This window comes from Streptomyces sp. NBC_01257 (assembly GCF_035917255.1).
In the GTDB taxonomy this organism is placed as follows: Bacteria; Actinomycetota; Actinomycetes; order Streptomycetales; family Streptomycetaceae; genus Streptomyces.
Genome location: NZ_CP108472.1, coordinates 4,926,908 through 4,953,455 on the forward strand (window position 1 = coordinate 4,926,908; position 26,548 = coordinate 4,953,455).

The following is a 26,548-nucleotide window of genomic DNA, read 5'->3' on the forward strand; positions in this document are numbered from 1 at the left end:
GGCTCGCCCATTACGTCGGTCCTCCTCGTTCCCTGCGAGAGGGGCACTCCCGGGTGGGACCCGGGGGAGTATTCGGCACTGCTTCGTACGCTTTTTCGTGCGGGGCCGTACGACATTTCGTCATACGGTTTTTACCGGTGCGGCCCGCGCCCAGGACCGCTGAGCTTGTCGAAACGTCGTCGTAACAACGCGCGGAAAGCACAAAAGGACCCGGGGGCTGCTTTGCCCGGATCCTCTTCCCAGCAGAATAGCCCACATGAGTTCTGTGTCCGAGGGGCGATTTCGCACTTCTTCTGTTCCCTTGATCACGCGCGGTGCGCTGCGGACCACGTTGCCGACCGATGACGGGGTCCTGATCGAGGCGGTGTACGAACCGTGTACGGCGGATGCCGGCGCGGGCGGGGAGGCCGGTGACGCGGGTACGGCGATCGTCGTCGCGCACGGATTCACCGGTTCGGCCGACCGCCCCGCGGTGCGGCGCGCCGCGGAGGTGTTCTCCCAGCGTGCGGCGGTGGTCACGTTCTCCTTCCGGGGGCACGGGCGCTCCGGCGGCCGGTCCACGGTGGGCGACCGCGAGGTGCTGGATCTGGCGGCCGCGGTGGCCTGGGCGCGGTCGCTCGGACACCGGCGCATCGTTACGGCCGGGTTCTCGATGGGCGGCTCCGTGGTGCTTCGGCACGGGGCGCTGTATACGGCCCCCGGCGCGGAGGGGGAGGCGGAGGGGCGCACGGAAGCGCACGGGGAGGCGCACGCCGACGCGGTGGTGTCCGTGAGCTCCCCCGCGCGCTGGTACTACCGGGGGACGGCCCCGATGCGGCGGCTGCACTGGATGGTCACCCGGCCCACCGGCCGCGTCGTCGGCCGGTACGGCTTCCGGACCCGGATCGACCGGAACGACTGGGACCCGGTGCCGCTCTCCCCGGCCGAGGCCGCCGGGCTGATCGCCCCCGCCCCGCTGCTGATCGTCCACGGCGACCAGGACCCGTACTTCCCGCTCGACCATCCGCGGATGCTGGCCGACGCGGCGGGCGGGGCGGCCGGCCTGTGGCTGGAGCACGGCATGGGCCACGCGGAGAACGCGGCCGACGAGACCTTGCTCACCCGCATCGCCGACTGGGCGATGGACCCGGTGACGCCGTGAACCATGATGGACAGCCGACGCGTGAGCTGACGCGAGACGAGAGGAGCGCCGCCATGCCCGCGGGAACGATCCGCTACTGGGCCGCCGCCAAGGCCGCGGCCGGAACCGCGGAGGAGCCGTACACCGCCGCGACGCTCAAGGAGGCGCTCGACGCGGTGCGCGCGCAGCACCCCGGTGAGCTGAGCCGGGTACTCCAAAGGTGTTCGTTCCTCATCGACGGTGACCCCGTCGGGACCCGGAGCCATGAGACCGTACGCCTTGCCGAGGGCGGCACGGTCGAGGTGCTCCCGCCGTTCGCAGGAGGGTGAACCGCAGAACATGAGCAGCAGCGATCAGCAGCAGCCGTACCCGCAGCAGCCGCCGCCGCCGTATCCGTACGGACAGGAGCCGCAGCAGCAGCCGCAGCAGCCGCAGTACCCGTACGCAGAGCCGTCGCCCTACGGCGGTCAGGGGTATCCGGAGCAGGGGTACCCGGATCCCTCGTACGGGCAGCAGGCGCCCTACGCGGGCGATGCGGCGCCGTACGGCGTCCCGTACGACCCACAGGGCGCTTACGACCCGCAGGGCGCGTACGACCCGCAGCAGGCCCCACAAGCCCCACAGGCGCCCCAGGCCCCACAGGTCCAGCAAGCACCCCAGGCGCAGGCCGGCGGTGGCTGGCCGGCCGGTGAGCAGGGCGTCACCCAGACGTGGGAGGGGCAGACCTGGGACACCCAGTACCAGCCGACGATCCAGCCCGCACCGGCCGCCTCCCAGCTGCCGCCGCAGGGCGCCGCAGGCTCGTACCCGCTGCCTCCCGAGGCACAGGACGTCCCGGCGGCCGGTCCCGCACCGGTGGCCGGGCCGCAGGCCGCCGCGCAGGGCGAGGACGGCTACAGCGCGCCGACCACCCTGGGCAACAGCCGCATCACCGACGCCCAGCGCGCCCGTGCCGAGGGCCGCTCGCCGATCATCGCCCCCGGCATGCAGCCGGCCGCGATCACCGCGGGGCTCGGGCTGCTGCTCGCGCTCGGGGCGGCCGTCGGGCCGTACGCCCTGGTCGTTCCGCTGGTGCTGCTCCAGGCGGTGACCGCGGCCGGGTGGTTCCGGCTCAACGGCATGTGGCCGGCCCGGCAGGGCATCGCGCTCGCCTTCGCCGGCGGACTCGTCGCCGATGTGGCGCTGCTGGCCGCGGGCCGGGAGAACGGGCCGGCCGCGATGCTCGGCACGCTCGGCGTCTGGGTGCTGCTCACCGTCGTGCTCCAGCTGCGCAGCCGGGCGGGCGCCGACGAGCGGATGCAGGGGCTGATGGCCACGGTCGCGTCGGCCGCCCTCGCGGTCCTCGCCGCCGGTCACCTCGCGGCCGTTCCGGACGCGGTGACGGTCGGCGGCGTGGCCGTCGCGCTCGCCGTGCTCGTCCGGGCGCTCCCGCTGCCCGGACCGGCCTCGGTCGTGGCGGCGCTGGTCGTCGCCGCGGGCGCCGGTGCGGTGGCGGGCGCCGTCACGGACCTGGGCGGCAAGGGCGCACTGCTCGGCCTCGCGGCCGGCGGCTGCGCGCTGATCGGGCTGCGGGTGGCGAGCTATGACTACCCGTCACGCTTCGTGCACATGACCGCCGGAGTCGCGCTGCCGCTCACCTCGGCCGCCCCGGCCGTCTACCTGATCGGACGCATGCTCTCGTAGGCCCTTTCCGCGAACGATCCGCGATCCGTTTCGCGGCGCAGGCATGAGAAGCCCTCCACGGGGAACCGGTGGGGGGCTTCCGTTCGTCGATCACCCCGGGCGTGACGTGCGGCCGCAGTAGGCTCACGGGCGCCGGGCGTCCGGACGGACGCGGGGTGGGGGAGGACAGGCATGCGAGCGCTGCGAATACTGCTGGTCGTCGTGGTGGTTCTGGCCGGTGTGTTCATCGCCGTGGACCGTGCGGCGGTGTATTTCGCCGAGTCGGAGGCGGCGGACCGGGTCGTGGTCCAGGGGGCGAGGATCGGTTCCACCGACGTCTCCATCAAGGGCTTTCCGTTCCTGACCCAGGTGGCCGGATCGGAGCTCGACGAGGTCGACGTGAAGGTCACCGGCATCGAGACGAGCGCCGGCGGCCGCATGCTCCGGATCAGCCGGATGAACGCGGAGCTGCGCCAGGTCCGGCTGACCGACGGCTTCTCCGGCGCCACCGCGGCCCGTGCCAGCGGCACGGCCGTCATCTCGTACGCGGACCTGACCGAGGCGGCCGACAAGGACGTCGTCGTCGAGTACGGCGGCAACGGCAAGGTGAAGGTGACCGGTGCGGTCAACATCCTCGGCCGCACGATCACGCGCAGCGTCCTGTCCACCGTCACCCTGGTCGACGGCCACACCGTGCGGGTGCACGCGGACAAGGTCCCGGGTGAGGGAATCCCCGGCCTGGAGGGTCTGATCCGCGAGAAGACCGACTTCGAGCGCGGGGTCGGCGGACTGCCGAACGGTCTGAAGCTGCAGAAGATCCAGCCCACCGCCGACGGCCTGGAGATCTCCGTGACGGGCACGGACGTCCGTCTCGCCGGATAACACCTCCCGCGGCCGGGTAGAGGCCCTGGGTGGCCTGACCGCCCCTTGGCGCCGTGACAGCGTTTGAGCGCCTTGAGGGCTGCCGCGCCACATGCTGAGACGCCGGAGTCCGTTCCGTAGATGCCCGACGGGCCCCACGCCCCGGGCAGGCGCTCCGGACCCTCCGTGTTCCGACTCTCGTCTCGCATTCCGGACGATCGTGTCTCAATATGCGACACAACGGTGACATGTCCGCCCGTACGTCCCTACGATCGGTCCCATGCAGTGCTCTATTAGCGGTCTCCGACAGCGGGGACAGGCGGATCTCACGAAGCGGCGGGCAGTGGACCTGTGCCGCGTCGCCGCCATGCTCTGTCGCACTGTCTGAGCGGGATCTGTCGATTTCGACCTCCCGCATTCCCGGCCCCTCGACCGCTCGTCGGGGCCATCCCGCGTGACGACGGTGCACGCGCCGAGCCCGCGCCGCGCACATCCGGACCGCGCACCATCACGCACCATCACGCACCAACTCGCATCATCTCGCCGCAGACTGCCCCGGAGGAGAACAGAATGAGCCGCAGTGACGTCCTGGTAGACGCCGACTGGGTCGAGGCCCACATCGACGACCCGAAGGTTGCCATCGTCGAGGTCGACGAGGACACCTCGGCGTACGAGAAGAACCACATCAAGAACGCGATCCGGATCGACTGGACCAAGGACCTCCAGGACCCGGTCCGCCGCGACTTCATCGACCAGGCCGGCTTCGAGGAGCTGCTGTCCGGCAAGGGCATCGGCAACGACACCACGGTCGTCCTGTACGGCGGCAACAACAACTGGTTCGCGTCCTACGCGTTCTGGTACTTCAAGCTCTACGGTCACCAGGACGTCCGCCTGCTCGACGGCGGCCGCAAGAAGTGGGAGCTCGACTCCCGCGACCTGGTCGACGGCGACCAGATCCCGTCCCGCCCGGCCACCCAGTACAAGGCCCAGCCGCAGGACGAGTCGATCCGCGCCTACCGCGACGACGTCGTGAAGGCCATCGGCACCCAGAACCTGGTCGACGTGCGGTCGCCCGACGAGTTCAGCGGCAAGCTGCTCGCCCCGGCCCACCTCCCGCAGGAGCAGTCGCAGCGCCCCGGCCACGTGCCGAGCGCCCGCAACATCCCGTGGTCGAAGAACGCCAACGACGACGGCACCTTCAAGTCGGACGACGAGCTCAAGGCCCTCTACGAGGACGAGCAGGTCGACCTGGCGAAGGACACCATCGCCTACTGCCGCATCGGTGAGCGCTCCGCGCTCACCTGGTTCGTGCTGCACCAGCTGCTCGGCCAGGAGAACGTCAAGAACTACGACGGTTCGTGGACCGAGTACGGCTCCCTCGTGGGCGTGCCGATCGAGCTCGGCGCCAACAAGTAACCCGTACGACCTGGACCAGCACGACCCCCGACCAGAAGGACAGAACGCCATGTGTGGAGCAAAGGCCGGCGGCCCCGACGCTTCGACGATCAAGCCCGGTGAGACCACCATCCAGGGCAGCGTGACCCGCGACGGCGAGCCCGTCACCGGCTACGTGCGCCTGCTGGACTCGACCGGCGAGTTCACCGCCGAGGTCCCGACCTCGGCGACCGGACAGTTCCGCTTCTACGCGGCCGAGGGCACCTGGACGCTGCGCGCCCTGGTTCCGGGCGGCAGCGCCGACCGTACGGTCGTGGCGCAGACGGGCGGCCTCTCCGAGGTGGCCATCGCCGTCTAGTGCCTCTTCCGCACATGCGGCAGCGGTAGTCGCGGCTCTGCCGACGACCGGCCGAAGGGCCGTACCCCAGGGGGTTGGACGCCTTCCTGAAACCGGGGTACGGCCCTTCGTGCCGTCCGGGCGCAAGCCGGCGCGGTCCAGGACCGGCCGGGTGGGCGAATCGGGCCTACGCTGGATTCATGTACCGCCGACGCCGGCGCGCCTACTTCCTGATGATGGGCGGATGTCTCGTCCTCTTCGTCTCGGCCTGGGCCTTCGTGAGGCTCTGGTCGATGCCAGCCGCCATCGCGATGTGCGTGGTCGCGATGGTGATCCCGCCCGTCGCGGCGATGGTCGCGAACCGGAAGGGCCCGGAGGACCGCTGGTGGGACGACCCCGCCCCGGGGTCCCGGCCCCGGCCCGCTGCCCCGCCCCGCTCCGGCAGGGGCGGCCCCCCACCGAAGGGTCCCACCGGCGATCCGGAGTCGGACGCGTGGTGGGACGAGCTCGACGGCAAGAAGCGCCGCCAGTGAGCGACCGGCCCCGTCAGTAGACGAGGGCCTGGACGCCGTCGGCCATGACCTCGCTGACGAAGACCTGGGCGCCGGCGATCCGTACGCCCTCCAGGACGTCCTGCTCGGTGATGTCGCGGCGGGCCGCGCACTGGGTGCAGAGGGTGATCAGGCCGCCCGCCTGGATCGACTCGATCAGATCCGGCAGCGGGGCCGCGTGCGGGAGTTCGAACTCGGCGGCACGCCCCGGCAGGGCGAACCAGGCGGACTCCCCGGTCAGCCAGAGCGAGACCTCCACGCCGCTGGCGACGGCGACCGCCGCGACGGTGAACGCCTGCGAACAGCGCTCTGCGGAGTCGGCACCTGCGGTCACCTTGATCACGAGCTTCTTCGGCATATGCCGAACTGTAATCCTCGGCCGTGCAACCTCGTTGGCGCCTTGGGGGTCAGGTGGGTGCGCGGATAACGGAATCCGCGCCTCAGGTCTCGTGGGGGGACCCCTTTTGAATCCGAAAGACACCATTCCTGACGGACCGGCCGAGCCGTCCGACCAGGTGGGAGCGGTGGACCCGGCAGTACCGGAAGCATCTGCTCCGCAAGCGGCGGGCGTCGTACAGCCGGCCGCACCGGCAGCCGCACCGGCAGTCGCACCCGCACCCGCACCCGCACCGGCAGTCGCACCCGCAGCCGTGACGCCGCTTCTCGAGGCTCCGGCCGAGGAGCCGTCCGGTCCGCGGCCCGTCGCGGCGAAGCGGCGCCCGCGCGGCCGCACCACCCTGATCATCGCCGCCGCCGTGGTGCTCGGCATCGCGGCCGGCACCGCCGTCGGCTACGGCGTGCAGGCCCGGCGCGAACCGACCCCGCTGACCGCGCTCTCGCAGCCAGGCCTCGCCTACCCGGCCAAGGCACTGCCCGCCGGCCAGGCGCCGGCCCCGCTCCCCGCGTCGCAGGACCGCCGGGTCCGTACGGACGGTGATCTGCGCAAGCTGATCGCTCCCCGGCCCGCGGGCTGGGAGGACGACAAGGAACTGGACATGTTCGCGCAGGACGGGTGGATGGGGGTGGAGGACTACGCACTCGACTTCGAGGACGAGGACTTCATGTACACCAACCTCCTGGAGTCGGACATCCGCCGGGTCGCGGCCAAGGCCTGGAAGAAGGGCCGGTACCGCACGGCCGCGGTCTGGCTGGTGCAGTTCCGCTCGGGCGCCGCGGCGGCCGAGCACGCGGAGGGCCAGCGCGCGTACATGCCCGACTCCGACCACGGCGCGGGCAACGAGGGCTCCGCGCTCAAGGGCAGCGGCACGGGCCGCTACTACGTCTTTCCGGCCGAACGGAAAGCCGGCTACATGCCGCTGCACCACGCCAGAGCGGTCTTCCACCGGGGCGACGTGATGGTCGACATCAACATCTACGACACCGAGTCGATCAGCAAGAAGGACATCCGGACGCTGGCCGAGCGACAGCTGGAGCGCCTGTGAACGACGACGTGACCCCGCCGGCCCCTGCCGGGCCCGCGCCCGGAACCGCTCCGGAGCCCGCCCGTAAGGGCCGGGCCCGCCGGGTCGTCCTGGCGACCGTCCCCGTCGTGCTGGTGCTCGCCGCCGTCGCCGGCGCGGCCGCGTACACGAAGGTCACGGTCGACGGAGCCGACCGTACGGTCAGCACGGCCCTCTGGCGGAAGCCCGCGCACGGACCGGGCAAGGACCCGGCCGGCGACGTCGCCCGGGGCCGGGCCTCCACCGAGCTGAGCAGGCTGCTGCTGCCCGTTCCCTCCGGCTTCCGGCTCGGTCCGGACTCCGGGACGTACGGGAACGACACCGAGCTCAGCGGCCGCGCGGCGACCGCCCAGATGAAGGACGCCAGCCGCGGTCTGTCGGGCAAGCAGCGCCGGGAGTTCGAGAAGCGGATCGACAAGCTGCATGTGCAGGGTCTCGCGATCCGTACGTACGCCTCGGACGCCAACGACCTGACCGTCGACACCCAACTGGTGCGGATGAAGGACAAGAAGGCCGTCCGGGACCTCTACACGTTCAAGTCGGAGCTCTTCGACAGCATCGGCGTCTTCCGGGACGGCCCGGCGATCAGCGGTCACAAGAAGAACGCCACGTGCTTCCTGGACCCGAAGAGCAGCAAGCAGAAGATCGAGGGGATGTTCTGCACGGCCTACGACGGCGAGCTGGTGCTCACCTTCAACGCGTCCGGGACCAAGCCCTTCGACAAGTCGGCCGTCGCCGAACTGGTGAAGGACCAGCTCGACCACATCACGTCCCCGGGGGAGTACGTATGACCGAGCAGACGGCCGCGCCGGCCGCCACCGACACCGCACCGGTCACCGAGCCCGCACCCGCGCAGCTCCCGCCCATGCCGCTGCTGCCGCCCCTGCCCCCGCCGCCCGCCGCACCCCGGCCGCCGCGGCGGGTCCTGCGGGCCGTGGCCCGGTGGACCGCCGCCGTCCTGGTGCTCGGCGGAGTCGGCGCCGGCACGGCGTACGGCATCACCTCGATGGAGCGCACCGAGGTGCCGGGGCTGGCCACCGAGGGTGACGGACGCTGGGAGTACCCCCGGCTGAGCCTGCCCGCCCTCCCGGCGGGCGCGCCGCGCCCCTTCCACGAGGGCAACACGGCCGAGGTCCACCACGCCGACCTGCGCAAGCTGCTGCTCCCGGCCCCGGCCGGAGCAACGGCGGACAAGAAGCTGACGGGCGGCTGGGTCTCCACGCAGCAGTTCGTCTCCGAGTACGACAAGGAAGCCCGCGCCGGCCTGGGCGTCACCCTGCGGGACGCGGCCCTGCGGCATATCGCTGCCCGCGGCTGGACCATGCCGGACGGCACGTCGAGCCGGATCTACCTGCTCCAGTTCAACTCGACGGCCGACGCGGACGCGTACCGCGACGAGCGCTCCATCGGGTCCTCGGCCGGCGATCCGCTGGCCGGTGCGGCCGAGATGGCCCTCGACGAGTCGTGGGCGGGCGGGGGAAGGGTGGTGAACACGTCGTCGTACGTGTTCAGCGAGCAGAAGCCCTTCGGGGCCGCGCAGGCCCGGCAGGGTTATCTGGTCGCCGGCGACACCGTCGCCCTGGTCGTCCAGTCCCGGAAGGGGGGCGGGGGGACGCCGCGCGTCCCCTTCCACCAGACCCTGATCCTTCAGAACCAGCTGCTGGGCTGAGCCGCCCCGCGGCAAACCCCGAACCGACGGGCCGGGCCCCCACCCATTAGGCTGGGGCCCGGCCCTGTACTGCCGCCATACCGCTCGTTCAAGGAGCTCCCGTGCTTGAGGCATTCTTCTCCGCCCTGCTGGTCCTGGTCTGCCTCGGCGTTCTCGCCTTCGCCGGCGTGACCGTGAAGAAGCTGTACCAGGGTCAGCGCTAACCCCTTCCTCCCGTTCCCGGCGTCCCCGCCTCCCGCCTCACAGATCGACTGAGCCGCTCATGATCGAGATCCCGTCCGACCTTCACCCGGACCTCGTCCCGCTGGCCTTCCTCCTGGGCAACTGGGCGGGCGCGGGCGTGTCCGACTTCCCCGGCGCCGAGAAGTGCAACTTCGGCCAGGAGGTCTCCTTCAGCCACGACGGCCGGGACTTCCTGGAGTACGTCTCGCACACCTGGGTCCTCGACGCCGAGGGGAACAAGGTCAGCGCGCTGGAGTCCGAGTCCGGCTACTGGCGCATCGACAAGGACCGCAAGGTCGAGGTCGTCATGGCCCGCGACCAGGGCGTCATCGAGATCTGGTACGGCGAGCTGGCCGACCAGAAGCCGCAGATCGACCTGGTCACCGACGCGGTGGCCCGGACCGCGGCCTCCGGCCCGTACAGCGGTGGCAAGCGGCTCTACGGCTATGTGAAGAGCGACCTCATGTGGGTCGGCGAGAAGGCCACCCCCGAGGTCGAGCTGCGGCCGTACATGTCGGCGCACCTGAAGAAGGTCGTCACCCCGGAAGAGGTCGAGGCGATGGCGAAGAGCCTCGGTGACGACCTGCCGGACGACGGCATCGCGTTCTTCAAGTAGCCGGCGCGGCCCGTTCCGCCCGCCCGCGCGGCCGTTCCTGCGGACAGCCCGGGCCGGGCGGTCACCCGGACCTACACTGGAGCCTGTGGTGAGCACCGACTGGAAGACCGATCTTCGGCAGCGCGGCTACCGGCTGACGCCGCAGCGGCAGCTTGTCCTGGAAGCCGTCGACACGCTGGAACACGCGACGCCCGACGACATCCTGTCGGAGGTGCGGCGGACCGCGTCCGGCGTGAACATCTCCACCGTGTACCGGACCCTGGAGCTCCTGGAGGAGCTGGATCTGGTCAGCCACGCCCATCTGGGCCACGGCGCCCCGACGTACCACCTGGCCGACCGCCATCACCACATCCATCTGGTCTGCCGGGACTGCACGAACGTCATCGAGGCCGATGTCGACGTCGTCGCCGAGTTCACCGAGAAGCTTCGGGGCACGTTCGGTTTCGAGACGGACATGAAGCACTTCGCGATCTTCGGCCGCTGTGCGGACTGCACGGCGAAGGCGGCCGCGGCCGCCCAGGAGGCGACACCCGGGACCGCGCCTTAGATCGAGTCGTACGCTGGTCGCATGAAGAGCCCCCTGCTGTCCCTGCCCGGCGCCGTCCCCGCCGAGGGGCGCGACGAAGGCGTCGCCGCGCACTACGGCGACCTGTTCCGCGAGCAGCGCGCCCTCGCCGACGGTTCCGGACTGGTCGACCTCTCGCACCGCGGAGTCGTGACCGTCACCGGGAGCGACCGGCTGGCCTGGCTGCACCTGCTGATCACGCAGCACGTCACCGACCTCGCGCCCGGCCAGGCCACCGATTCCCTGATCCTCACGGCGAACGGGCACATCGAGCACGCCATGTACCTCGTCGACGACGGCGAGACCGTGTGGATGCACGTCGAGCCGGGCACCCAGGGTGAGCTGATCGCCTATCTGGAGTCGATGAAGTTCTTCTACCGCGTCGAGGTCGCCGACCGCACCGAGGACTTCGCGGTCGTGTACCTGCCGGCCGGTTCCATCGCCGAGGTGCCGGAGGGTGCCGCCGTACGCGAGACGCCGTACGGCCGCGACCTGTTCCTGCCGCGCGCGGACCTGGAGGCGTACGCGGCGGCGCACGGCCCGGCCGCCGGGGTGCTGGCCCACGAGGCGCTGCGCGTCGAGGGCCACCGTCCGCGGCTCGGTTTCGAGACCGACCACCGCACGATTCCGCACGAGCTGGGCCTGATCGGCAGCGCCGTCCACCTCCAGAAGGGCTGCTACCGGGGCCAGGAGACCGTGGCCCGGGTGCAGAACCTCGGCAAGCCGCCGCGGCGCCTGGTCTTCCTGCACCTGGACGGCAGCGAGGTGCTGCTGCCCGGGCACGGCACCCCGGTGCGGCTCGCCGCGGACGGGGCCGAGGGCCGTCAGCTGGGCTTCATCACCAGCTCCGCCCGCCACCACGAGCTGGGGCCGATCGCCCTGGCCCTGGTGAAGCGGAACGTGGCGGTGGACGCGGAGCTGCTGGCGGGGGACACGGCGGCGGCCCAGGAGACGGTCGTCGAGCCATAGGGCCCGGTTCCGCCCCGAGGCCGTTTCGGACCTCGGTTCAGGCCTTGGCCCAGACCTCGACGATGACCTCGGCTCAGACCTCGACGATGACGGTGAACGGGCCGTGGTTCGTGAGCGAGACCCGCATGTCCGCTCCGAACCGGCCCGTCTCCACGTGCGCGCCCAGCGCCCGCAGCTGCGCCACGACCTCGTCGACCAGCGGTTCGGCGATCTCGCCGGGCGCCGCTGCGTTCCACGTGGGCCTGCGGCCCTTGCGGGCGTCCCCGTAGAGAGTGAACTGCGAAATCACCAGAAGCGGCGCATTCACATCGGAGCAGGACTTCTCGCCCTCCAGGATGCGGACCGACCAGAGCTTGCGGGCGAGCTGCGCCGCCTTCTCCGCGGTGTCGCCGTGGGTGACTCCCACCAGCACACACAGCCCCTCGCCGACGATTTCGCCGACGACCTCGCGACCGCCGTCCTCGCCCCCGGCGCCGGCCACCGTGACGCTCGCCCCGTCCACCCTCTGTACCACTGCACGCATACAGACCAACCTATCTTGGGCTGAACGGGTACAGAGCAACTCCACGGGCCCCCTCGGAGTGGCACCATGCACAAGAGGCGGTGTGCCGACGCACCGGTCGAGGGGATGGACACAAACATGAGCACGCATGGAACCGGGCAGCCCCCGGGCGCAGTGCCGGTCGCGCGCCCCGGCGTCAACAGCAGTGTCAGTACGAGTACGGCTGCGAGTACGAGCACCATGCGGCCACCTGTTCAGCGGACCGGGCACGGCTCCGAGGACGGGTCCGCGGGGGCGGCCGCGCCCGATCTGGGCGCGCTGCGGCTGCCGGAGCTGCGTGCGCTGCGGCGCGACTCGCAGCGTGACGAGGCCGATCTCAGCTATGTGCGGCGGCTCGTCCAGGGGCGCGTCGACATCCTGCGGGCCGAGCTGGCCCGGCGCCGGGACCCCGAGTCGCCGGTGGTGGACCGGCTCTCGGAGATCCTCGCCGACACCCCGTCGCTGCACCGCTCCTCCGCCCGGCACGTCACGCTGAGCACGCCGCGCAGCGACGAGTACCGGAAGCTGGCGGCCGAGACGCTCGCCGAGGTCGAACTCTCCGACCTCGACGCCCGGACGGACGAAGAGCTGCACACCGCCATGGGGCGCCTGGTCCGCTACGAACAGCAGGTCTCCCGGCGCCGGGCACGGCTCCAGCGCACCGCGGACGATTGCAGTGCGGAGATCGCCCGCAGGTACCGTGACGGGGAAGCACAAGTAGACGACCTGCTCGCCTGAAGCGATCCTTCCGGAGGCGGGTCCCGCCCGTCCCCGGAAGGCCACCATGACCTCCAGCGCAGTCCCGTCGCCCCCGTCCGGCATATCCGGCCCGGCTCCCGCCCTGCCCGTGCTGGCCGAGGTCGTCCGGTCCGGTTTCGTGGAGGGCCGTCACCGGGGCTCCCTGGTGGTCCTGGCCGCCGACGGCAGCGTGGAACTGTCCCTGGGCGATCCGGCGGCCCCGGTCTTCCCGCGTTCCTCCAACAAGCCGATGCAGGCCGCGGCGGTGCTGCGGGCCGGTCTCGACCTGTCCGGGGAGCGGCTGGCACTGGCTGCCGCGAGCCATTCGGGCGAGGGCTTCCACCTCGATCTCGTACGCAAGATGCTCACCGAGCACGGGCTGTCGCCCGACGATCTGCAGACCCCGCCGGATCTGCCGCTGGACCCGGTCGAGGCGGAGACGTACCTCGCCGCGGGCCACGTCCGGGAGCGGATCACGATGAACTGCTCCGGCAAGCACGCGGCGATGCTCGCGGTGTGCCTGCACAACGGCTGGGACCCGGCCACCTACCTCGACCCGGCCCACCCGCTCCAGCAGCTGGTCCACCGGGTCGTGGAGGAGGCGGCGGGCGAGCCGGTCGCGGCGGTCGGCACGGACGGCTGCGGGGCGCCGCTGATGGCGATCTCGCTGGTGGGTCTCGCGCGGGCGTTCCGTACGTTCGTCACGGCGGAGCAGGGCACGGCCGAGCGCCGGGTGGCGGACGCGATGCGCGCCCATCCCGAGTACGTGGCCGGCACCCGGCGGCCCGACACCTGGCTGATGCGGGAGGTGCCGGGCACGCTGTCCAAGATGGGGGCGGAGGCGGTCCAGGCGGTGGCGCTGGCGGACGGCCGGGCACTGGCCTTCAAGATCGACGACGGTTCGACCCGGGCACTGGGTCCGGTGCTGGCCCGGGCGCTGGGCCTGCTGGGCGTGGACGCGCCGGTGGTGTCGCGGATCGGCCGGGCACCGCTGCTGGGCGGCAGCGCGGAGGTCGGGCAGATCAGGGCGGCGTTCTGACCCGCCGCTGACCCGCTGACCGGGCAGCCCGGCCGTGCCCGGTTTGCTGCCCGTGCCCGTCCCCGTACCACCCGGCCGAAAACCGGGCGACATCCGGACCCTCCGAATCTAGCGTGGGGCATATGACCAGCCTCGATGTCCGTACCGTCGCCGAATCCGAGCTCCACGACTGGCTCCGCGCTCTGAACACCGGTTTCCTGCGGGCGCCGACACCGTCGGACGAGGAGGTGGCAGGCCGGTTGCCGTACCTGGACCTGGCACGCATGCAAGGGGTGTTCGACGAGGGGCGGTGCGTGGCGACGTTCCGTTCGTTCGCGCAGGAGATGACGGTCGTCGGCGGTGCCACGGTGCCGACGGACGCGGTCACCAACGTCACGGTGACGCCCACGCACCGCCGCCGCGGGCTGCTCTCGCGGATGATGGCGACGGACCTGGCGGCGGCGAAGGAGCGCGGCGATGTGGCGGCCACGCTGATCGCCGCCGAGTACCCGATCTACGGGCGGTACGGCTTCGGCCCGGCGGCGTGGACCACCGAGTGGGAGGTCGACGTCCCCCGGACGGGCCTCGACCCGCACCGCAGGGTCCCGTCGGCCGAGGACGGCGGCCGGATCGACCTGGTCGACGGCGCGGAGGTCCGCAAGCTGGGGCCGGTGCTCCACGACCGGCTGCGGGCCCGGCAGCACGGGGCGGTGAGCCGCGGCGAACGCTGGTGGGACCTCGTCACCGGTGAGGTGCTCTTCCCGCACGACACCTGGACCGAGCCGTTCTACGCCGTCTACCGCGGAGCCGACGGCACCGTCGACGGCCTGCTGGTCTACCGCTCCGACGACAACTGGGGCGACGCCAAGCAGCCGCTGAACCGGGCGACGGTGCGCAGCCTGATCGCGGTGACCCCGGCGGCGGAGCGGGCGTTGTGGCACTTCCTGTGCTCCATCGACTGGATCTCCACGATCCGCACCGGCCACCGCGCCCCCGACGACCTGCTCCCGCTCCTCCTCCCGGACCCGCGCGCGGCCCGCGTGGTGACGCACGCCGACTTCATGTGGGTCCGCGTCCTCGACGTCGTACGCGCCCTGGAGGCCCGCACCTACGCGGTCCCCGGCTCGCTCGTCCTGGACATCCACGACTCGACGGGCCTCACCGCGGGCCGCTTCCACCTGGATGCCACGCGCGAGGGCGCGACGTGCACCCCGACGACGCGGTCGGCCGATCTGGCGATGGACGTACGGGAGCTGGGCACGCTGTACCTCGGCGACGAGTCGCCCCTGCGGCTGGCGGCCCTGGGCCGCATCGAGGAGCTGACCCCGGGCGCCGCGGCTCGCGCGGACGGGGTGCTGAGGGCGGGGCGGCGGGCCTGGTGCCCGGATGTGTTCTAGGGCGGCGGGGGGCGGTGCCTGACCGTGCGAGCGCGGGTCAGGAGTCGGTCGGGACCAGGAGCAGGGCCAGGATCAGGGCCCCCGCACAGGCGCAGTTGGGGCTTCCCGCCTTGAGGCCGAAGGACAGCAGGGCGAAGCCCACCGTCCCCATCAGCCCGTACTTCCACTGCACGATCTGCTCGATGCCCAGCGTGACGAATGGCATGACGATCACTCCTCCGGCGGTGAAGGGGCGTCGATGCTCGCACTCCGTTGTGTCGAGAGGACGCTGCCTGTGTACCTAGAACAACCGATCAACCTCTTAGATTTGACTGGTTGGCTTGACTGTAGGTTTCCCTACGAATGAGTAGTCGTAAACTTGTATGGTTGCCTGGATTGGTTGGTTGTCGTGATGGTCATGTGATTTTCATGGTTGCTCACCCGAAGTCTCCCTGTCTGGCGACCAGTTGTATGGTTGTGATGTGACGAATCGTGAGCATGACTTGGCTGAAGGTGACTTCATCTATCAGCGCGTCGCCGACGAGCTGCGTCAGGGCATCAGCGGCGAGGAGTGGGGGCCGGGCGACCGTCTGCCCACGCGCGCCCAGCTCGCCGAGCGGTTCGACGTCTCGCCCGCCACGATCAACGAGGCGCTGAAGCGCTTGCGCGGCGAGGGCCTGATCGTCACCCGGCAGGGCAGTGGCACCTTCGTCCGCGGCGGACCGCATGGTGACGGGCGTGCGGCGTCGCAGGGGGCCCGTGCCGGTGAGGGCGCCGGGGGGCCGGGCGGTCCCTGGGCCGTGATGGCCGAGGGCGTCAAGCCCGTGAAGCTCGGACCGTATCTGGCCGAGGCGTTCGAGGCGTCCGAGGTGACGCTCGATGTCTTCTCGATGACCACGGAGACGCTGGCCAAGCGGGTGTCGGACCTGAAGGACCGGTTCATCCAGGAGAACATCCCGCCGCCCCGCAGCATCAAGGCCCGGCTGATGCTTCCGGACTGCGACTCCCCGATGCTGACCATTCCCCGCAGGGTCGACGGCGAGGACGACCCCCGCGTGCGGCAGCGGTTGAAGTCGATCCTGCAGAGCCACGCGACGATGTTCCAGGAGGCGTTGTTCGAGCTCCAGCGCTGCGACCCCGCGCCGGAAGTGGACGTCGAGGTGCGAGTGGTGCCGTGCTCGCCCCAGATGAAGTTGTACATTCTGAACCGCAGCCTGGCGCTGCAGGGCTTCTACGTCGTGGATGTGGGCAGCATCCCGCTCCCTCCGGGACGTGAGGAGGTCCGGATATACGACGCGTACGGCACGGGAGCCACCCTCTTTCCGTACCGTGTCGCGGCGACGGCGAAGACCGCCGGGAGCGGACAGCGCGACATCGTGCAGGAGTGCCAGGCGTTCTTCGATTCGTACTGGAATCACCAGGCCACGAGGGTGGATCTCTGATCGTGCTGTCCCCAGTTGCTGCCCCTGTACGTGACGAGGCCCAGGCCGTCCGGCGTGCGCGGAATCTGCTCGCCCGTGCCCAGTGCCTCGTCTGGGACTTCGACGGGCCCATGGTCCGGCTCTTCGTCAGCGAGCAGGGGAGCGGGGACAGCGAGGCGCACCTGATCGCCGACGAGCTCATCGGCATCGCCGCGCAGCACGGCCCCGTGCCGGACGAGGTGCGGGGTAATCCGGACCCGCACGGTGTCTTCCGGCGGTACGACCGGCTGGCGCATCGGCCGGGTGCCACGGAACGGGCGCGCGCGATCGTGGTGGAGATGCGCCACGCGCTCACCGCCCGGGAGCTGAAGGCCGCCGAACACGCTACCCCCACCCCCGGGGCGGACCGGCTCGTCAGGGCCTGGCACGCGCTCGGCCGAGGGCTCGCCGTGGCGTCCAACAACCATGCGGACGCGGTGCGGCGCTATCTGGAACGCACTTCGCTGGACCGGTACTTCGGGGGCGCACCGGTCATCGGGCGCTGCGATGCCGACACCCGGCGGATGAAGCCCGATCCCTGGGTGCTGAACGGGGTCGTCGCCGCGACGGGTCTCGGTGTCGACGGCCATGTGATGATCGGCGACTCCACCGCCGATCTGGGGGCGGCCGGTGCGATCGGCATGCCGTTCATCGGCTATCACCGGGATCGGGCGGGGCGGGACGCCCTGACGGCGGCCGGTGCGCGTACGGTCGTGGGCTCCATGGCGGTGCTGGCCGATGCCGCCGAGGCGTTGTCGGCGCAAGTGCGCTGAACCGGCGGGAAGTTGTACCGTCCCTGTATGGGTCTCAACGCTGGGGGACGCCGTACCCCGACGGTCCGCGGCCGGCAGCCGGCGCCGCCACCCACGGCGCCGGTCACCCCCGGCCGGTGGCGGCGGTGACGCAGGACCACCTGTCCGGCGACCTGGCGCTGCCCGCCGGGCGGGTGGACGCCCGGGTGTCGGCGGCCCGGCGGCGTGCGGCCGCGCTCGTCTCCGACGAGCGGCTCCTGGTGGGCCCGCTCAAGGGCTACCACCACGAGACGTACGCCTTTCCGCTTCCGGACGCCGACGGCTCGGGACGGCAGACCTGGTGGAAGTGCCGGGATCCGCGCGCCGGCCTGTTCTGGTTCGATCTGCGCGCGTTCGCCTCGGAGAAGGAGCTCGTACGGGCCCTGCAGGGGAGCATCACCCGCATCCCCGTGGTGATCGAGCGGGAGGGGGTCTCCCTCTACACCTTCGTCGAGGGGCGGACGCTCGGCGAGGCATGCCCTCCCGGGCAGCCGCTTTCGGGGCGTCACGCGGGGCAGCTCGGGGCCCTGTTCGGCGAACTCGTCTCCGTCCGGCCCGAGTCGGTGGTCGCGTCGGCCGGCCGGGCGGCAGGGCTCCGTCCCGCCGGGCGGCAGAACGACTCCGCCGCCTTCCTCGCCCGGCTGATCGACTTCACGGATGCCCACATCTACCAACGGCATCTGCCGCGCTACCACCCGCTCTTCCGGGACCTCGGCATACCCGGCGGCGCCCTCGACGGTCTCCGTGCGGCGGCCGGGGATCTCGTGTCCCGCCCCTTCGCCCTGCTCCACGGCGATCTGCACCGGGAGAACTTCATCGTCGACGCCCGCGACGACCTGTGGACGATCGACTGGGAGCTGGCCATGGTCGGTGATCCGCTCTACGACCTGGCCACCCACCTCCATCTGATGCACTACCCGCCCGGGCAGCGGGCGCGGATCACCGGCATCTGGCGCCGCGCGGTCGAGAACGCCCGGCCCGGGAGCTCGGACGGGTGGGAGACGGACCTCCCGGTGCTCCTCGCCTACAAGCAGGCGCAGTCCGTCTACACGGATGTGATCCGGGCGGCGCTGGCCCTCGGCGGGCTCACGGAGGAGCAGCGGCGACGGCAGCTGCCCCGGGCGGCCCGGCGGATCGAGAGGGCGCTGGGGGCCGCGCGCCGGACCCTCGGGCTCACCTGTGAGCTCTCCGCGGACGAGGTGGCCGCCGTGTATGTCCGGTGGTTCGGCGACCGACCGCCCGCCGTCACCGCGTCCGCACCCTGAACAGTGCCCCCGACAGGCCGATCGCGAGCTGCAGCAGGCCCGTGGCCCAGCCGAGGGCGATCCAGGGGGTGTTGCCGGCCGGCTGGTTCAGGAGGAGGGCGCGCAGGGACTCGATGGCCGGGGTGACCGGCTGATGGTCGGCGAAGGCGTGGAGCCAGGTGGGCATGGAGTCGACCGGGACGAAGGCGCTGCTCGGGTAGGGGAGGAACGACATCAGGAAGGTGAATCCGCCTGCCGCCTCGGGGGTCCTGGCGAGCAGGCCGATGGCCGCGGAGAGCCAGGACAGCGCGACGATGTACGTGGTCAGGACGGCGAGTGCGGTGAGCCAGCCGGTGGGGGTGGCGCTGGGGCGGAAGCCGATCAGGAGGGCGACGCCCAGGACCACGGTGGTGGAGACCAGATTGCGGGCCGTGCTCGAGGCGACATGGCCGGCCAGGATGGCGGCGCCGCCGATGTCCAGGGAGCGGAAGCGGTCGATGATGCCGTTCTGCATGTCCTCGCTGACGGCCACGGCGGTGCTCGCGGAGCCGAAGCCCGCGCACATGAGCAGGACACCGGGGACGACGTAGGTGACGTACGAGGAGTGCGGGGCGCCGGTGTCGATCGCGCCGCCGAAGAAGTAGACGAAGATCAGCATCAGCAGGACCGGCAGCATCAGCGAGGTGATGAGCGCGTCGGTGTTGCGCCTGCTGATCCGCAGAGATCGGCCCGCCATGGTGCCGGCGCGGGCGAGGGGTGCGGTGAGGGTCTCAGACATGGGCGGTCCGGGTCTCCTTCGTCGTGGTGAGGGCCAGGAAGACGTCGTCGAGCGTGGCGCTGTGCAGGGAGAACCGTTCGACCGCCGTCCCGGCCGGGTCGATCTCGTCGAGCAGGGCCCGGACATGGGCCGCCGAGCCGTCGGTCGGCAGGCCGAGGGTGAGCGTCGAGGGTGCGTGGTGCACCGCGCGGTGGGTGAGGCGGAGGTAGGCCGCCCGGTCGGCCAGGACCACGTCGAGGCGGTGACCGGCGACGCGGGACTTGAGGGTCTCGGCGGTGCCCTCGGCGACGGTGCGTCCGTGGTCCAGGACGGCGATGCGGTCGGCCAGCCGGTCGGCCTCCTCCAGGTACTGGGTGGTGAGCAGGACCGTGGCGCCCTCGGCGGCGAGGTCGCGGACCACCTGCCAGAGTTCCTGGCGGCTGCGCGGATCGAGGCCGGTCGTCGGCTCGTCCAGGAAGAACACCTCCGGCAGCGGGCTGCCGACGAGCCCGGCCGCCAGGTCGAGCCTGCGCCTCATGCCGCCGGAGTACGTACGGGCGGGGCGGCGGGCCGCCTCGGTCAGGCCGAAGCGTTCGAGGAGGTCGGCGGCGCGGCGGCGGGCGTCCGCGCGGGAGCGGCCGGCCAGCCGGGCCATCATGCGCAGGTTCTCCTCGCCGGTCTGGGCCTCGTCGACGGCGGCGTACTGGCCGGTCAGGCTGATCGCGCGGCGGACCCGGCTCCGGTCGGCGACGACGTCGTACCCGGCGACACGGGCCGTGCCGCTGTCGGCCGCGGTGAGCGTGGCCAGGATGCGGACGACGGTGGTCTTGCCCGCGCCGTTGGGGCCGAGCAGGGCGAAGACGGTGGCGCGGTCCACCCGTAGGTCGATGCCGTGCAGGACGGGTGGCGCGGATCTTCCGTACGACTTGGTGAGGCCGTGGGCCTCGATCATGGCGGACGACGGCATGACTTCCCCTTCTGCGTATGTGGTACGTGGTAGTGCGTAAGGGTTACGCATAACTAGGATGGACGTCAAGGGAAGGTGGGTTCAGGTGACGCGAGGGAACGGTTCGCAGGGCGGTACGGGCCTGCCGGCCAGCATCGAGGCGGCCTGGGGACTGCGGGCGCGCCCGGTCAAGGGGCCCAAGCCCGGACTGACGCTGGAGCGCATCGTGGACGCCGCGGTGGCGGTGGCGGCGGCCGAGGGGCTCGGCGCGGTGTCGATGGGCCGGGTCGCCAAGGACCTCGGCGCCTCGACGATGTCGCTCTACCGGTACGTCGCCGCCAAGGACGAGCTCTACGTGCTCATGCAGGAGGCGGCCATGGGCCCGCCGCCCCCGCTGCCCGCCCTGGAGGAGAACGCGGGCTGGCGCGAGGCCCTCGCGCAGTGGGCCGGGGCGATGCGCCGCGTCTACCACGCCAACCTCTGGATGCTCCGCATCCCCATCGCGGGACCGCCCGCGAGCCCCCACTCGGTCGCCTGGTGGGAACAGGGCCTCCAGGCCCTCGACGGCACCGGTCTGGGGCCGGGCGAGGAAGTCTCCGTCATCCTTCTGGTCAGTGGTTTCGTGCGGAACGAGGCGCTGGTGACGGGCGATCTCGGCGCCGCCGTCGAGGCCCGCGGCGTCTCGGAGACGGAGGTCATGGAGGGCTACGCCCGCACGCTGGACCGGCTGGTCGATCCCGTACGCCATCCCTCGCTCACCCGGCTGCTGGCCTCCGAGGTGATGTGGGCGCCGGACGCACCCGACTACGAGTTCACGTTCGGCCTCGAACGCGTGCTGGACGGGATCGAGGCGCTGGTCCGGTCCCGGCGGTAGGGGACGGGTGTCGTACCGGTTGCGGGGCTTTGGACGTCAAGTCCGCTTGAGGTCAAGGGCGTACGCTGCATGGTCATGAGCGCAGAGAAGCCCGGGTCACGGACATCGGCGGATGCGGCGGCGACGGGCGGGGGAGCGGCCGGGCAGGCCGCGCCGGATGCGCCGACGAGTCTGCGGGAGCGGAAGAAGCAGCTGACGTACCAGGCGGTGTCCGAGGCCGCGATCTCCCTGTTCCTGGAACGCGGCTTCGACAAGGTCTCGGTGGCGGAGATCGCGGCCGCCGCGGACATCTCCAAGCCGACGCTGTTCCGGTACTTCCCGGCCAAGGAGGACCTGGCGCTGCACCGGTTCGCCGACCACGAGGACGAGTCCGCCCGGGTCGTCGCCGGCCGCGCCGACGGCGAATCCCCGCTGGACGCGCTGCGCCGCCACTACCTGGACGGCCTGGAGCGGCGCGACCCGGTCACGGGGCTGTGCGACGTCCCGCAGGTGCTGGCGTTCCACCGGCTGCTGTACGGGACACCGTCCCTGGTGGCCCGGCTCCACGCGTACCAGAGCCGCTCCGAGGCCGCGCTCGCCCGCGCGCTCGGTGACCGGGTGACGGACCGGCTGGCCGCGGGCCAGATCATCGCGGTCCTGCGCATCCTGGCCATGGAGAACTGGCGGCGGATCAGCGAGGGCCGCAGCGCGGACCAGGTGTACGGGGCGGCGGTCGAGGAGGCGGAACGGGGCTTCGCGCAGCTGCGGTCGGGGCTGGGGGAGCGGCGGTAGTCCGGCCCCGCCGCCCTGGCGCCCGGCTCCCGGGCTGCTCCGCTACTGGCCGTCCACGGCACGCTGCACCGCTTCCGCTATCTCCCGGACCCGGTCGAACGTGATGCCCGTGCGCTGCTCGACGGCCAGCGGATGATCGGTGGGCTCCAGCTCGATGAACGGGCGCCGGCCGATCGGACGGGTGTGCGCATTGGTCTTGAGGTTGGTCGTACGGGGGGTGTAGAGCCCCAACTCGGTGGTGAGCCAGCCGAAGTACGGCTTCTCGGACTCCCGGCCCGGCGTCTCCCACACATCGAGGGCGCGGCCGAAGTTCTCCCGGCTCAGCGACACCCAGACACCCCAGGAGAACGGCTCCGGGCTGCCGGCCACGGGTATCTCGATCAGGCCCTTGATGAAGTAGTGCTCGTGTCTGACGATGCACTGGTCCGACGAGAGCATGCTGTCGGGGTCGCTCTCCAGGCTCGCGTCCCAGACGTCGGGCGCCATGGTCGAGTACCCCATCGGGAGTTCCGTGTGGTGTTCGCCGCAGCGGGAGCAGGTGTAGCCGGGGTCGGTAGCCATGGGCGGGATCCTAGAGCTTCCGGGAGGTGCTCATGTGGCCCCGGGTGGGGCCCGGCCGCCGAGCTCAGTCCGCGGCCGGGATGTCCAGCGCCGTTCCGTACAGCCGGGAGACGCGGATCCGGATCACCACGCGCCGGTCCGCGACCACCTGGGCCAGGAAGGCCGCCTCCTCGGCCGGGTCCGCGAAACCCGGTGTCAGGGAGAGGAGTTCGCGACTGACGTCGTCCCCGGGCACGGCCGCCGGAGCCGACACCTCCGCCTCGCCCTCGGCGACCGCGAACGAGAACACGTCCGGGCCGCTGACGTGCAGCGCCGCATGCGGATCGGTGCGCAGCTGACGCGGCTTGAGGCGGTCGGCGGTGCTGGACACGCGCACCACACGCTCTTCGGCGTCCCAGGAGTAGAGCACCGTCGTCAGATGGGGGTGCCCGGTGCGCCGCACGCTCGCCAGGACGCCGAACTGCTGCTCCCGGAGCAGCCGGGACAGTTCCGCTTCGGTGAGCACGCGCGGCCCCGGACCTGCGCCCGGACCGGAGCCGGAGCCGGTGTCGCTGTCGGTGACGGACTGTGGTTCGTTCTCGACGGGGGTGGTGGGAAGGGGCGGCATGGGTTTCTCCTCAGGGCCGGCGGGGACCGGTGGGCAGTGGTCAGGCGGAAGGTGCGGGACTTGTCGGTGCGGCTGTTGCCGCCGTGGCCGTGTGGCGGTCCGGCCGTCCGAGCACCACCAGCGCGACGAGGAACGCGGCGGTGAGCAGTCCGGCTCCCACGGCGAAGGCCAGGTGGTAGCCGCCGGTCAGCGCCTCGGCCCGGCTGCTGCCGTCGGCGAGCAGGGTGTCGGTACGGGAGGCGGCCAGCGTGGACAGGACGGCGACGCCCATCGCCATGCCGATCTGCTGGGTGGTGTTGAACAGTCCGGACGCGAGTCCGGCGTCCTCCTCGCCCGCCCCCGACATGCCGAGCGTGGTCAGCGCCGGGAGGGCGAGGCCGAATCCCGCGGCGAGGAACATCACCGGCAGCAGATCCGTGGCGTAGTGCGCGTGGACGGGGAGCCGGGTGAGGAGGACGAGCACGCCGATCAGCAGGACCAGCCCCGCCAGCAGCACGCTCCGGTCGCCGAGCCGTGTGCTCAGCCGGGCCGATATCCCCAGCGACACGGCACCGATGACCGCGGCCGCCGGCAGCATGGCGAGCCCGGTGGCGGTGGCCCCGTAGCCGAGCACCCGCTGCAGATACAGCGCGACCAGGATCTGGAACGAGAACAGCGCGGCCACCATGAGGATCTGGACCAGATTGGCGCCCGCGACACTGCGCGAGCGCAGGATGCGCAGCGGAAGGAGCGGGGTCGCGGCCGTGGCCTGGCGGACGAAGAACGCGGCGAGCAGGGCCACCGCGAGGGCGCCGAGCCCGAGCGTGTGCGGTGACACCCAGTCGTACGACTCGACCTCGACGACGGAGTAGATGCCCACCATCACCCCCGCGGTGACCAGGAGTGCGCCGACGGCGTCCGCGCCCGCGGTGAGGCCGGGCCCGCGGTCGCCGGGCAGGACGCGCGCCGCGACGAGCAGCGCCGCGAGTCCGATCGGCAGGTTGATGAAGAAGATCCAGTGCCAGCCGAGCGCGTCGGTGAGGATCCCGCCGAGCACCTGCCCGATCGAGGCCCCGGCCGCGCCGGTGAAGCTGAACACGGCGATGGCGCGGGCCCGTTCGCGGCTCTCGGTGAAGAGGGTGACCAGGATGCCCAGGCCGACCGCGGACGCCATGGCGCTGCCGGCGCCCTGGAGGAAGCGGGCGGCGATCAGCAGGGCGGGGGTACCGGCCGCTCCCGCCAGTACGGAGGCGGCGGTGAAGACCGCCGTGCCGGCCAGGAACATCCGCTTGCGGCCGATGAGGTCACCGAGCCGCCCCGAGAGCAGCAGCAGGCCGCCGAAGGCGATCAGGTACGCGTTGACGACCCAGCTGAGGCCGCCGGGAGTGAAGCCGAGGTCGTTCTGGATGGCGGGCATCGCCACGGTCACGATCGAGCCGTCGAGCACGGTCATCAGCAGACCGGTGGCGATCACGCCGAGAGCGAGGTGGCGCGAGCGGGTGACGGGCGGGGCGGGGGCCGGGGCGGGAACGGGGCGAGCGGGCGCGGACATCGGGCTCTCCTGTCGGTCGGTGCGACAAGAGAGAACGTAGCAGATGGTTTTGTTGCGGACTATTTCTTTCGGTTCCATTTTCCGCGGATGGCTCGGCTTCCGCGGTGCTGCGCCCGTGGGTGGCGGGGTGGGGGATGGGTGCTGGGCCGGTGGTGTCGCCTACTTCTGGCTCTGGCGGGCCCTGCGGACCGCCCGCGGGTTCTCGGCCGGGGTGGCCAGGTGCTCGCCGGCCAGCTGGTTCAGCGCGCGCAGGAGCGTCTCCCGGTCCGCCCGGGCCAGGCTGCCCAGCGCCTCCTCGTGCACCCGGTCGACGATCTCCTGGCTCCGCGCGGCCAGGGCCGCGCCCTGCTCGGTGACGGCGATGATCCGCGCCCGCCGGTCCCGGCTGGAAGGGCGGCGCTCGGCGAGGCCCGCGCTCTCCAGCGCGTCCACCGTCACCACCATGGTGGTCTTGTCCATGTCGCCGATCTCGGCGAGCTGGATCTGGGTGCGCTCCTCCTCCAGGGCGTGGACCAGGACGCAGTGCATGCGTGCGGTGAGCCCGATCTCGGCGAGCGCCGCCGACATCTGGGTCCGCAGGACGTGACTGGTGTGGTCCAGGAGGTAGGAGAGGTCCGGTGCGGTGCGGGTGGGTGCCATGGCGGTCATGTCTGCCAGCGTAACAATTCGGTCTGTGGCAGATCGTCCGCAAGTGGACGTCTTGCTTCCTGCCCCTCCGCCCGGCAGGGTCGCCGGATAATCGCTGGCGGGCCCCTTCCGGCGGCGGCAGAGTCGACCGTATGCCGATCCCCGTCGAAGCCGCGTTCCTGCCCGGTCTGGAGCTCTCCAGGATTCTGTACGAGACCGCGGTGCGGCCCGTCCTCGACGACGCCTTCCCCGGCCTGCCGTACGCCGCCGCGCGGATCGGCGCCGGATCGGAGGTGCTCGGCTTCGACACCGCGCGCTCGACCGACCACGACTGGGGCCCGCGCCTGGACCTCTTCCTCGCGCCGGACGACGCGGCGGCCCACGGCGACGCGATCCGGCGGCTGCTGGCGGACCGGCTGCCCAAGGAGATCCGCGGCTGGCCCACCCATTTCCGCCCGGCCGCCGACCCGCTCGACCCGGTCGGCCACATGGCGATGACCGACGGACCCGTCGACCACCGCGTGGTCGCGCACGACACCGGCGCCTGGCTGGTCCGGGAGGTGGGCCTCGACGCCTCCACCACGGAACCCGCCGTACGGGACTGGCTCGCCATGCCGCAGCAGAGGCTCGCCCAGGTCACCGCCGGCGCCGTGTTCCACGACGGCCCCGGTCTCCTCACCACCGCACGCGCGCGGCTGGCCCGCTACCCCGAACAGGTGTGGCGCCACGTCCTGGCCTGCCAGTGGCAGCGGATCTCCCAGGAGGAGGCGTTCGTCGGACGATGCGCCGAGGCCGGCGACGACCTCGGTTCGGCCGTCGTCGCCGGGCGGCTGGTCCGCGACCTCATGCGGCTGTGCCTGCTGCTGGAGCGGCGCTACCCGCCGTACGGCAAGTGGCTGGGCAGCGCGTTCGCCCGGCTGGAGGCGGCCGGGGAGCTGACGCCGTCGCTGCGGGGAGCGCTGGCGGCGACGGAGTACCCGGAGCGGGAGCGGCACCTGTGCGCGGCGTACGAAGCGGTGGCGGTCCGGCAGAACGCGGCCGGGCTGACCGACCCGGTGGACCCGTCGCCCCGCCCGTACCACGGCCGTCCGTTCCTCGTCCTGCACGCGGAACGCTTCGCCCGCCCGCTGGCCGCCTCGGTCACCGACCCGGACCTGCGCGGGCTGCCGCTGACCGGGGTCGTCGACCAGTGGGCGGACAGCACCGACCTGCTCTTGGGCAGGGACGGGGACGCGCTGCGGGCGGCGAGTGCGGCGGTGGGCGGACGCTGAGGCGAACG

At 71.9% G+C, this 26,548-nt stretch carries 32 protein-coding genes; 23 read left to right on the forward strand and 9 right to left on the reverse strand.

Annotated elements, in window-relative coordinates:
- Window positions 1–256 precede the first annotated feature (256 nt).
- From OG408_RS21215 to OG408_RS21245, 8 genes are all read left to right on the forward strand, one after another.
- Window positions 257–1,141, forward strand: a complete 885-nt coding sequence (locus OG408_RS21215; RefSeq protein WP_266780716.1) for an alpha/beta hydrolase — start codon at window positions 257–259, stop codon at window positions 1,139–1,141.
- Between the two features lie 53 nt (window positions 1,142–1,194).
- On the forward strand, window positions 1,195–1,449 hold the full coding sequence (locus OG408_RS21220) for a MoaD/ThiS family protein (protein WP_266780718.1): 255 nt from the start codon (window positions 1,195–1,197) through the stop codon (window positions 1,447–1,449).
- A gap of 10 nt (window positions 1,450–1,459) precedes the next feature.
- Complete coding sequence (locus OG408_RS21225) at window positions 1,460–2,803, forward strand: hypothetical protein (protein WP_326671373.1); 1,344 nt, start codon at window positions 1,460–1,462, stop codon at window positions 2,801–2,803.
- A gap of 171 nt (window positions 2,804–2,974) precedes the next feature.
- Window positions 2,975–3,664, forward strand: a complete 690-nt coding sequence (locus OG408_RS21230; RefSeq protein ID WP_326671375.1) for an LmeA family phospholipid-binding protein — start codon at window positions 2,975–2,977, stop codon at window positions 3,662–3,664.
- 259 nt (window positions 3,665–3,923) lie between these two features.
- Entirely contained in the window at window positions 3,924–4,031 is a 108-nt protein-coding gene (locus OG408_RS40190; protein WP_351392369.1) for a putative leader peptide, read from the forward strand.
- Between the two features lie 182 nt (window positions 4,032–4,213).
- Window positions 4,214–5,059 carry a sulfurtransferase gene (locus OG408_RS21235; RefSeq protein ID WP_266780724.1) on the forward strand — a complete coding sequence of 282 codons (846 nt, stop codon included), beginning with the start codon at window positions 4,214–4,216 and terminating at the stop codon, window positions 5,057–5,059.
- Between the two features lie 49 nt (window positions 5,060–5,108).
- The gene (locus OG408_RS21240; RefSeq protein ID WP_018490348.1) at window positions 5,109–5,396 is read left to right on the forward strand and encodes a DUF1416 domain-containing protein; all 288 of its coding nucleotides are present in this window, start codon (window positions 5,109–5,111) and stop codon (window positions 5,394–5,396) included.
- A gap of 179 nt (window positions 5,397–5,575) precedes the next feature.
- Window positions 5,576–5,908, forward strand: coding sequence for a DUF3099 domain-containing protein (locus OG408_RS21245; RefSeq protein WP_285569215.1), 333 nt, complete (start codon window positions 5,576–5,578; stop codon window positions 5,906–5,908).
- A 13-nt stretch (window positions 5,909–5,921) separates the two neighbouring features.
- Here the strand turns inward: OG408_RS21245 and OG408_RS21250 are convergent, their stop codons facing one another.
- The gene (locus OG408_RS21250) at window positions 5,922–6,284 is read right to left on the reverse strand and encodes a DsrE family protein (protein WP_266780728.1); all 363 of its coding nucleotides are present in this window, start codon (window positions 6,282–6,284) and stop codon (window positions 5,922–5,924) included.
- A 292-nt stretch (window positions 6,285–6,576) separates the two neighbouring features.
- Here OG408_RS21250 and OG408_RS21255 point away from each other — a divergent pair, with 292 nt between their 5' ends.
- The 6 genes from OG408_RS21255 (at window position 6,577) to ygfZ (ending at window position 11,427) form a co-directional block, all read left to right on the forward strand.
- Window positions 6,577–7,368, forward strand: coding sequence for a hypothetical protein (locus tag OG408_RS21255; RefSeq protein ID WP_326671380.1), 792 nt, complete (start codon window positions 6,577–6,579; stop codon window positions 7,366–7,368).
- Complete coding sequence (locus OG408_RS21260) at window positions 7,365–8,177, forward strand: hypothetical protein (RefSeq protein WP_266780732.1); 813 nt, start codon at window positions 7,365–7,367, stop codon at window positions 8,175–8,177. The genes OG408_RS21255 and OG408_RS21260 overlap by 4 nt, the downstream gene beginning before the upstream one ends.
- A complete protein-coding gene (locus tag OG408_RS21265; protein WP_326671382.1) occupies window positions 8,174–9,055 on the forward strand; it encodes a hypothetical protein in 882 nt (293 codons plus the stop codon). The genes OG408_RS21260 and OG408_RS21265 overlap by 4 nt, the downstream gene beginning before the upstream one ends.
- 262 nt (window positions 9,056–9,317) lie before the next feature.
- Window positions 9,318–9,893 carry an FABP family protein gene (locus tag OG408_RS21270; RefSeq protein ID WP_266780736.1) on the forward strand — a complete coding sequence of 192 codons (576 nt, stop codon included), beginning with the start codon at window positions 9,318–9,320 and terminating at the stop codon, window positions 9,891–9,893.
- Window positions 9,894–9,978: 85 nt separating this feature from the next.
- Complete coding sequence (locus tag OG408_RS21275) at window positions 9,979–10,440, forward strand: Fur family transcriptional regulator (RefSeq protein ID WP_266780738.1); 462 nt, start codon at window positions 9,979–9,981, stop codon at window positions 10,438–10,440.
- A gap of 21 nt (window positions 10,441–10,461) precedes the next feature.
- Window positions 10,462–11,427, forward strand: a complete 966-nt coding sequence (gene ygfZ, locus OG408_RS21280; protein WP_266780740.1) for a CAF17-like 4Fe-4S cluster assembly/insertion protein YgfZ — start codon at window positions 10,462–10,464, stop codon at window positions 11,425–11,427.
- A gap of 73 nt (window positions 11,428–11,500) precedes the next feature.
- Here ygfZ and dtd read toward each other — a convergent pair whose 3' ends face one another.
- Complete coding sequence (gene dtd, locus OG408_RS21285) at window positions 11,501–11,950, reverse strand: D-aminoacyl-tRNA deacylase (RefSeq protein ID WP_266780742.1); 450 nt, start codon at window positions 11,948–11,950, stop codon at window positions 11,501–11,503.
- A gap of 117 nt (window positions 11,951–12,067) precedes the next feature.
- On the opposite strand from dtd, the gene OG408_RS21290 reads away from it, so the two are divergent.
- The 3 genes from OG408_RS21290 to OG408_RS21300 all read left to right on the forward strand — a co-directional run bounded on the left by OG408_RS21290 (window position 12,068) and on the right by OG408_RS21300 (window position 15,121).
- Window positions 12,068–12,706, forward strand: a complete 639-nt coding sequence (locus tag OG408_RS21290; protein WP_266780744.1) for an RsiG family protein — start codon at window positions 12,068–12,070, stop codon at window positions 12,704–12,706.
- Between the two features lie 46 nt (window positions 12,707–12,752).
- The gene (locus OG408_RS21295) at window positions 12,753–13,745 is read left to right on the forward strand and encodes an asparaginase (protein ID WP_326671387.1); all 993 of its coding nucleotides are present in this window, start codon (window positions 12,753–12,755) and stop codon (window positions 13,743–13,745) included.
- 122 nt (window positions 13,746–13,867) lie between these two features.
- Entirely contained in the window at window positions 13,868–15,121 is a 1,254-nt protein-coding gene (locus OG408_RS21300) for a GNAT family N-acetyltransferase (protein ID WP_266780748.1), read from the forward strand.
- 37 nt (window positions 15,122–15,158) lie between these two features.
- Here the strand turns inward: OG408_RS21300 and OG408_RS21305 are convergent, their stop codons facing one another.
- On the reverse strand, window positions 15,159–15,326 hold the full coding sequence (locus OG408_RS21305) for a hypothetical protein (RefSeq protein WP_266780750.1): 168 nt from the start codon (window positions 15,324–15,326) through the stop codon (window positions 15,159–15,161).
- A 256-nt stretch (window positions 15,327–15,582) separates the two neighbouring features.
- On the opposite strand from OG408_RS21305, the gene OG408_RS21310 reads away from it, so the two are divergent.
- The 3 genes from OG408_RS21310 to OG408_RS21320 all read left to right on the forward strand — a co-directional run bounded on the left by OG408_RS21310 (window position 15,583) and on the right by OG408_RS21320 (window position 18,616).
- The gene (locus tag OG408_RS21310) at window positions 15,583–16,542 is read left to right on the forward strand and encodes a winged helix-turn-helix domain-containing protein (protein ID WP_285569184.1); all 960 of its coding nucleotides are present in this window, start codon (window positions 15,583–15,585) and stop codon (window positions 16,540–16,542) included.
- 2 nt (window positions 16,543–16,544) lie between these two features.
- A complete protein-coding gene (locus OG408_RS21315; protein WP_285569182.1) occupies window positions 16,545–17,333 on the forward strand; it encodes an HAD family hydrolase in 789 nt (262 codons plus the stop codon).
- A 125-nt stretch (window positions 17,334–17,458) separates the two neighbouring features.
- Window positions 17,459–18,616 (forward strand): phosphotransferase, encoded by a 1,158-nt coding sequence (locus OG408_RS21320; protein WP_326671391.1) that lies wholly within the window; start codon window positions 17,459–17,461, stop codon window positions 18,614–18,616.
- On the opposite strand, the gene OG408_RS21325 is transcribed toward OG408_RS21320, so the two are convergent.
- On the reverse strand, window positions 18,597–19,373 hold the full coding sequence (locus tag OG408_RS21325) for an ABC transporter permease (protein ID WP_326671393.1): 777 nt from the start codon (window positions 19,371–19,373) through the stop codon (window positions 18,597–18,599). The two genes, OG408_RS21320 and OG408_RS21325, sit on opposite strands and share 20 nt — an antisense overlap.
- Complete coding sequence (locus tag OG408_RS21330) at window positions 19,366–20,319, reverse strand: ATP-binding cassette domain-containing protein (RefSeq protein WP_266780759.1); 954 nt, start codon at window positions 20,317–20,319, stop codon at window positions 19,366–19,368. The genes OG408_RS21325 and OG408_RS21330 overlap by 8 nt, the downstream gene beginning before the upstream one ends.
- Window positions 20,320–20,377: 58 nt before the next feature.
- Between OG408_RS21330 and OG408_RS21335 the strand changes: the two genes are divergently transcribed.
- Together OG408_RS21335 and OG408_RS21340 are read left to right on the forward strand one after the other, a co-directional pair.
- Window positions 20,378–21,172 (forward strand): TetR/AcrR family transcriptional regulator, encoded by a 795-nt coding sequence (locus OG408_RS21335; protein ID WP_442806049.1) that lies wholly within the window; start codon window positions 20,378–20,380, stop codon window positions 21,170–21,172.
- Window positions 21,173–21,241: 69 nt separating this feature from the next.
- Window positions 21,242–21,943, forward strand: a complete 702-nt coding sequence (locus OG408_RS21340; protein ID WP_442806050.1) for a TetR family transcriptional regulator — start codon at window positions 21,242–21,244, stop codon at window positions 21,941–21,943.
- A 42-nt stretch (window positions 21,944–21,985) separates the two neighbouring features.
- Here the strand turns inward: OG408_RS21340 and OG408_RS21345 are convergent, their stop codons facing one another.
- From OG408_RS21345 to OG408_RS21360, 4 genes are all read right to left on the reverse strand, one after another.
- Window positions 21,986–22,444, reverse strand: coding sequence for a DUF2199 domain-containing protein (locus OG408_RS21345; RefSeq protein ID WP_326674570.1), 459 nt, complete (start codon window positions 22,442–22,444; stop codon window positions 21,986–21,988).
- 124 nt (window positions 22,445–22,568) lie between these two features.
- Window positions 22,569–23,111, reverse strand: coding sequence for a pyridoxamine 5'-phosphate oxidase family protein (locus OG408_RS21350; protein WP_326671398.1), 543 nt, complete (start codon window positions 23,109–23,111; stop codon window positions 22,569–22,571).
- 40 nt (window positions 23,112–23,151) lie between these two features.
- Complete coding sequence (locus OG408_RS21355; RefSeq protein ID WP_326671400.1) at window positions 23,152–24,642, reverse strand: MFS transporter; 1,491 nt, start codon at window positions 24,640–24,642, stop codon at window positions 23,152–23,154.
- A gap of 159 nt (window positions 24,643–24,801) precedes the next feature.
- On the reverse strand, window positions 24,802–25,290 hold the full coding sequence (locus OG408_RS21360) for a MarR family winged helix-turn-helix transcriptional regulator (RefSeq protein ID WP_266780769.1): 489 nt from the start codon (window positions 25,288–25,290) through the stop codon (window positions 24,802–24,804).
- Window positions 25,291–25,421: 131 nt separating this feature from the next.
- On the opposite strand from OG408_RS21360, the gene OG408_RS21365 reads away from it, so the two are divergent.
- Complete coding sequence (locus OG408_RS21365; protein ID WP_326671402.1) at window positions 25,422–26,540, forward strand: DUF4037 domain-containing protein; 1,119 nt, start codon at window positions 25,422–25,424, stop codon at window positions 26,538–26,540.
- The last annotated feature ends 8 nt before the right edge of the window (window positions 26,541–26,548 follow it).

Bases quoted from the DNA above. Each gene is read 5' to 3' on its own strand.
- OG408_RS21215 (WP_266780716.1), top strand. From the start codon at position 257: ATGAGTTCTGTGTCCGAGGGGCGATTTCGCACTTCTTCTGTTCCCTTG.
- OG408_RS21220 (WP_266780718.1), top strand. From the start codon at position 1,195: ATGCCCGCGGGAACGATCCGCTACTGGGCCGCCGCCAAGGCCGCGGCC.
- OG408_RS21225 (WP_326671373.1), top strand. From the start codon at position 1,460: ATGAGCAGCAGCGATCAGCAGCAGCCGTACCCGCAGCAGCCGCCGCCG.
- OG408_RS21230 (WP_326671375.1), top strand. From the start codon at position 2,975: ATGCGAGCGCTGCGAATACTGCTGGTCGTCGTGGTGGTTCTGGCCGGT.
- OG408_RS40190 (WP_351392369.1), top strand. From the start codon at position 3,924: ATGCAGTGCTCTATTAGCGGTCTCCGACAGCGGGGACAGGCGGATCTC.
- OG408_RS21235 (WP_266780724.1), top strand. From the start codon at position 4,214: ATGAGCCGCAGTGACGTCCTGGTAGACGCCGACTGGGTCGAGGCCCAC.
- OG408_RS21240 (WP_018490348.1), top strand. From the start codon at position 5,109: ATGTGTGGAGCAAAGGCCGGCGGCCCCGACGCTTCGACGATCAAGCCC.
- OG408_RS21245 (WP_285569215.1), top strand. From the start codon at position 5,576: ATGTACCGCCGACGCCGGCGCGCCTACTTCCTGATGATGGGCGGATGT.
- OG408_RS21250 (WP_266780728.1), bottom strand. From the start codon at position 6,284: ATGCCGAAGAAGCTCGTGATCAAGGTGACCGCAGGTGCCGACTCCGCA.
- OG408_RS21265 (WP_326671382.1), top strand. From the start codon at position 8,174: ATGACCGAGCAGACGGCCGCGCCGGCCGCCACCGACACCGCACCGGTC.
- OG408_RS21270 (WP_266780736.1), top strand. From the start codon at position 9,318: ATGATCGAGATCCCGTCCGACCTTCACCCGGACCTCGTCCCGCTGGCC.
- ygfZ (WP_266780740.1), top strand. From the start codon at position 10,462: ATGAAGAGCCCCCTGCTGTCCCTGCCCGGCGCCGTCCCCGCCGAGGGG.
- dtd (WP_266780742.1), bottom strand. From the start codon at position 11,950: ATGCGTGCAGTGGTACAGAGGGTGGACGGGGCGAGCGTCACGGTGGCC.
- OG408_RS21290 (WP_266780744.1), top strand. From the start codon at position 12,068: ATGAGCACGCATGGAACCGGGCAGCCCCCGGGCGCAGTGCCGGTCGCG.
- OG408_RS21295 (WP_326671387.1), top strand. From the start codon at position 12,753: ATGACCTCCAGCGCAGTCCCGTCGCCCCCGTCCGGCATATCCGGCCCG.
- OG408_RS21300 (WP_266780748.1), top strand. From the start codon at position 13,868: ATGACCAGCCTCGATGTCCGTACCGTCGCCGAATCCGAGCTCCACGAC.
- OG408_RS21305 (WP_266780750.1), bottom strand. From the start codon at position 15,326: ATGCCATTCGTCACGCTGGGCATCGAGCAGATCGTGCAGTGGAAGTAC.
- OG408_RS21325 (WP_326671393.1), bottom strand. From the start codon at position 19,373: ATGTCTGAGACCCTCACCGCACCCCTCGCCCGCGCCGGCACCATGGCG.
- OG408_RS21330 (WP_266780759.1), bottom strand. From the start codon at position 20,319: ATGCCGTCGTCCGCCATGATCGAGGCCCACGGCCTCACCAAGTCGTAC.
- OG408_RS21335 (WP_442806049.1), top strand. From the start codon at position 20,378: ATGGACGTCAAGGGAAGGTGGGTTCAGGTGACGCGAGGGAACGGTTCG.
- OG408_RS21340 (WP_442806050.1), top strand. From the start codon at position 21,242: ATGGTCATGAGCGCAGAGAAGCCCGGGTCACGGACATCGGCGGATGCG.
- OG408_RS21345 (WP_326674570.1), bottom strand. From the start codon at position 22,444: ATGGGGTACTCGACCATGGCGCCCGACGTCTGGGACGCGAGCCTGGAG.
- OG408_RS21350 (WP_326671398.1), bottom strand. From the start codon at position 23,111: ATGCCGCCCCTTCCCACCACCCCCGTCGAGAACGAACCACAGTCCGTC.
- OG408_RS21355 (WP_326671400.1), bottom strand. From the start codon at position 24,642: ATGTCCGCGCCCGCTCGCCCCGTTCCCGCCCCGGCCCCCGCCCCGCCC.
- OG408_RS21360 (WP_266780769.1), bottom strand. From the start codon at position 25,290: ATGACCGCCATGGCACCCACCCGCACCGCACCGGACCTCTCCTACCTC.
- OG408_RS21365 (WP_326671402.1), top strand. From the start codon at position 25,422: ATGCCGATCCCCGTCGAAGCCGCGTTCCTGCCCGGTCTGGAGCTCTCC.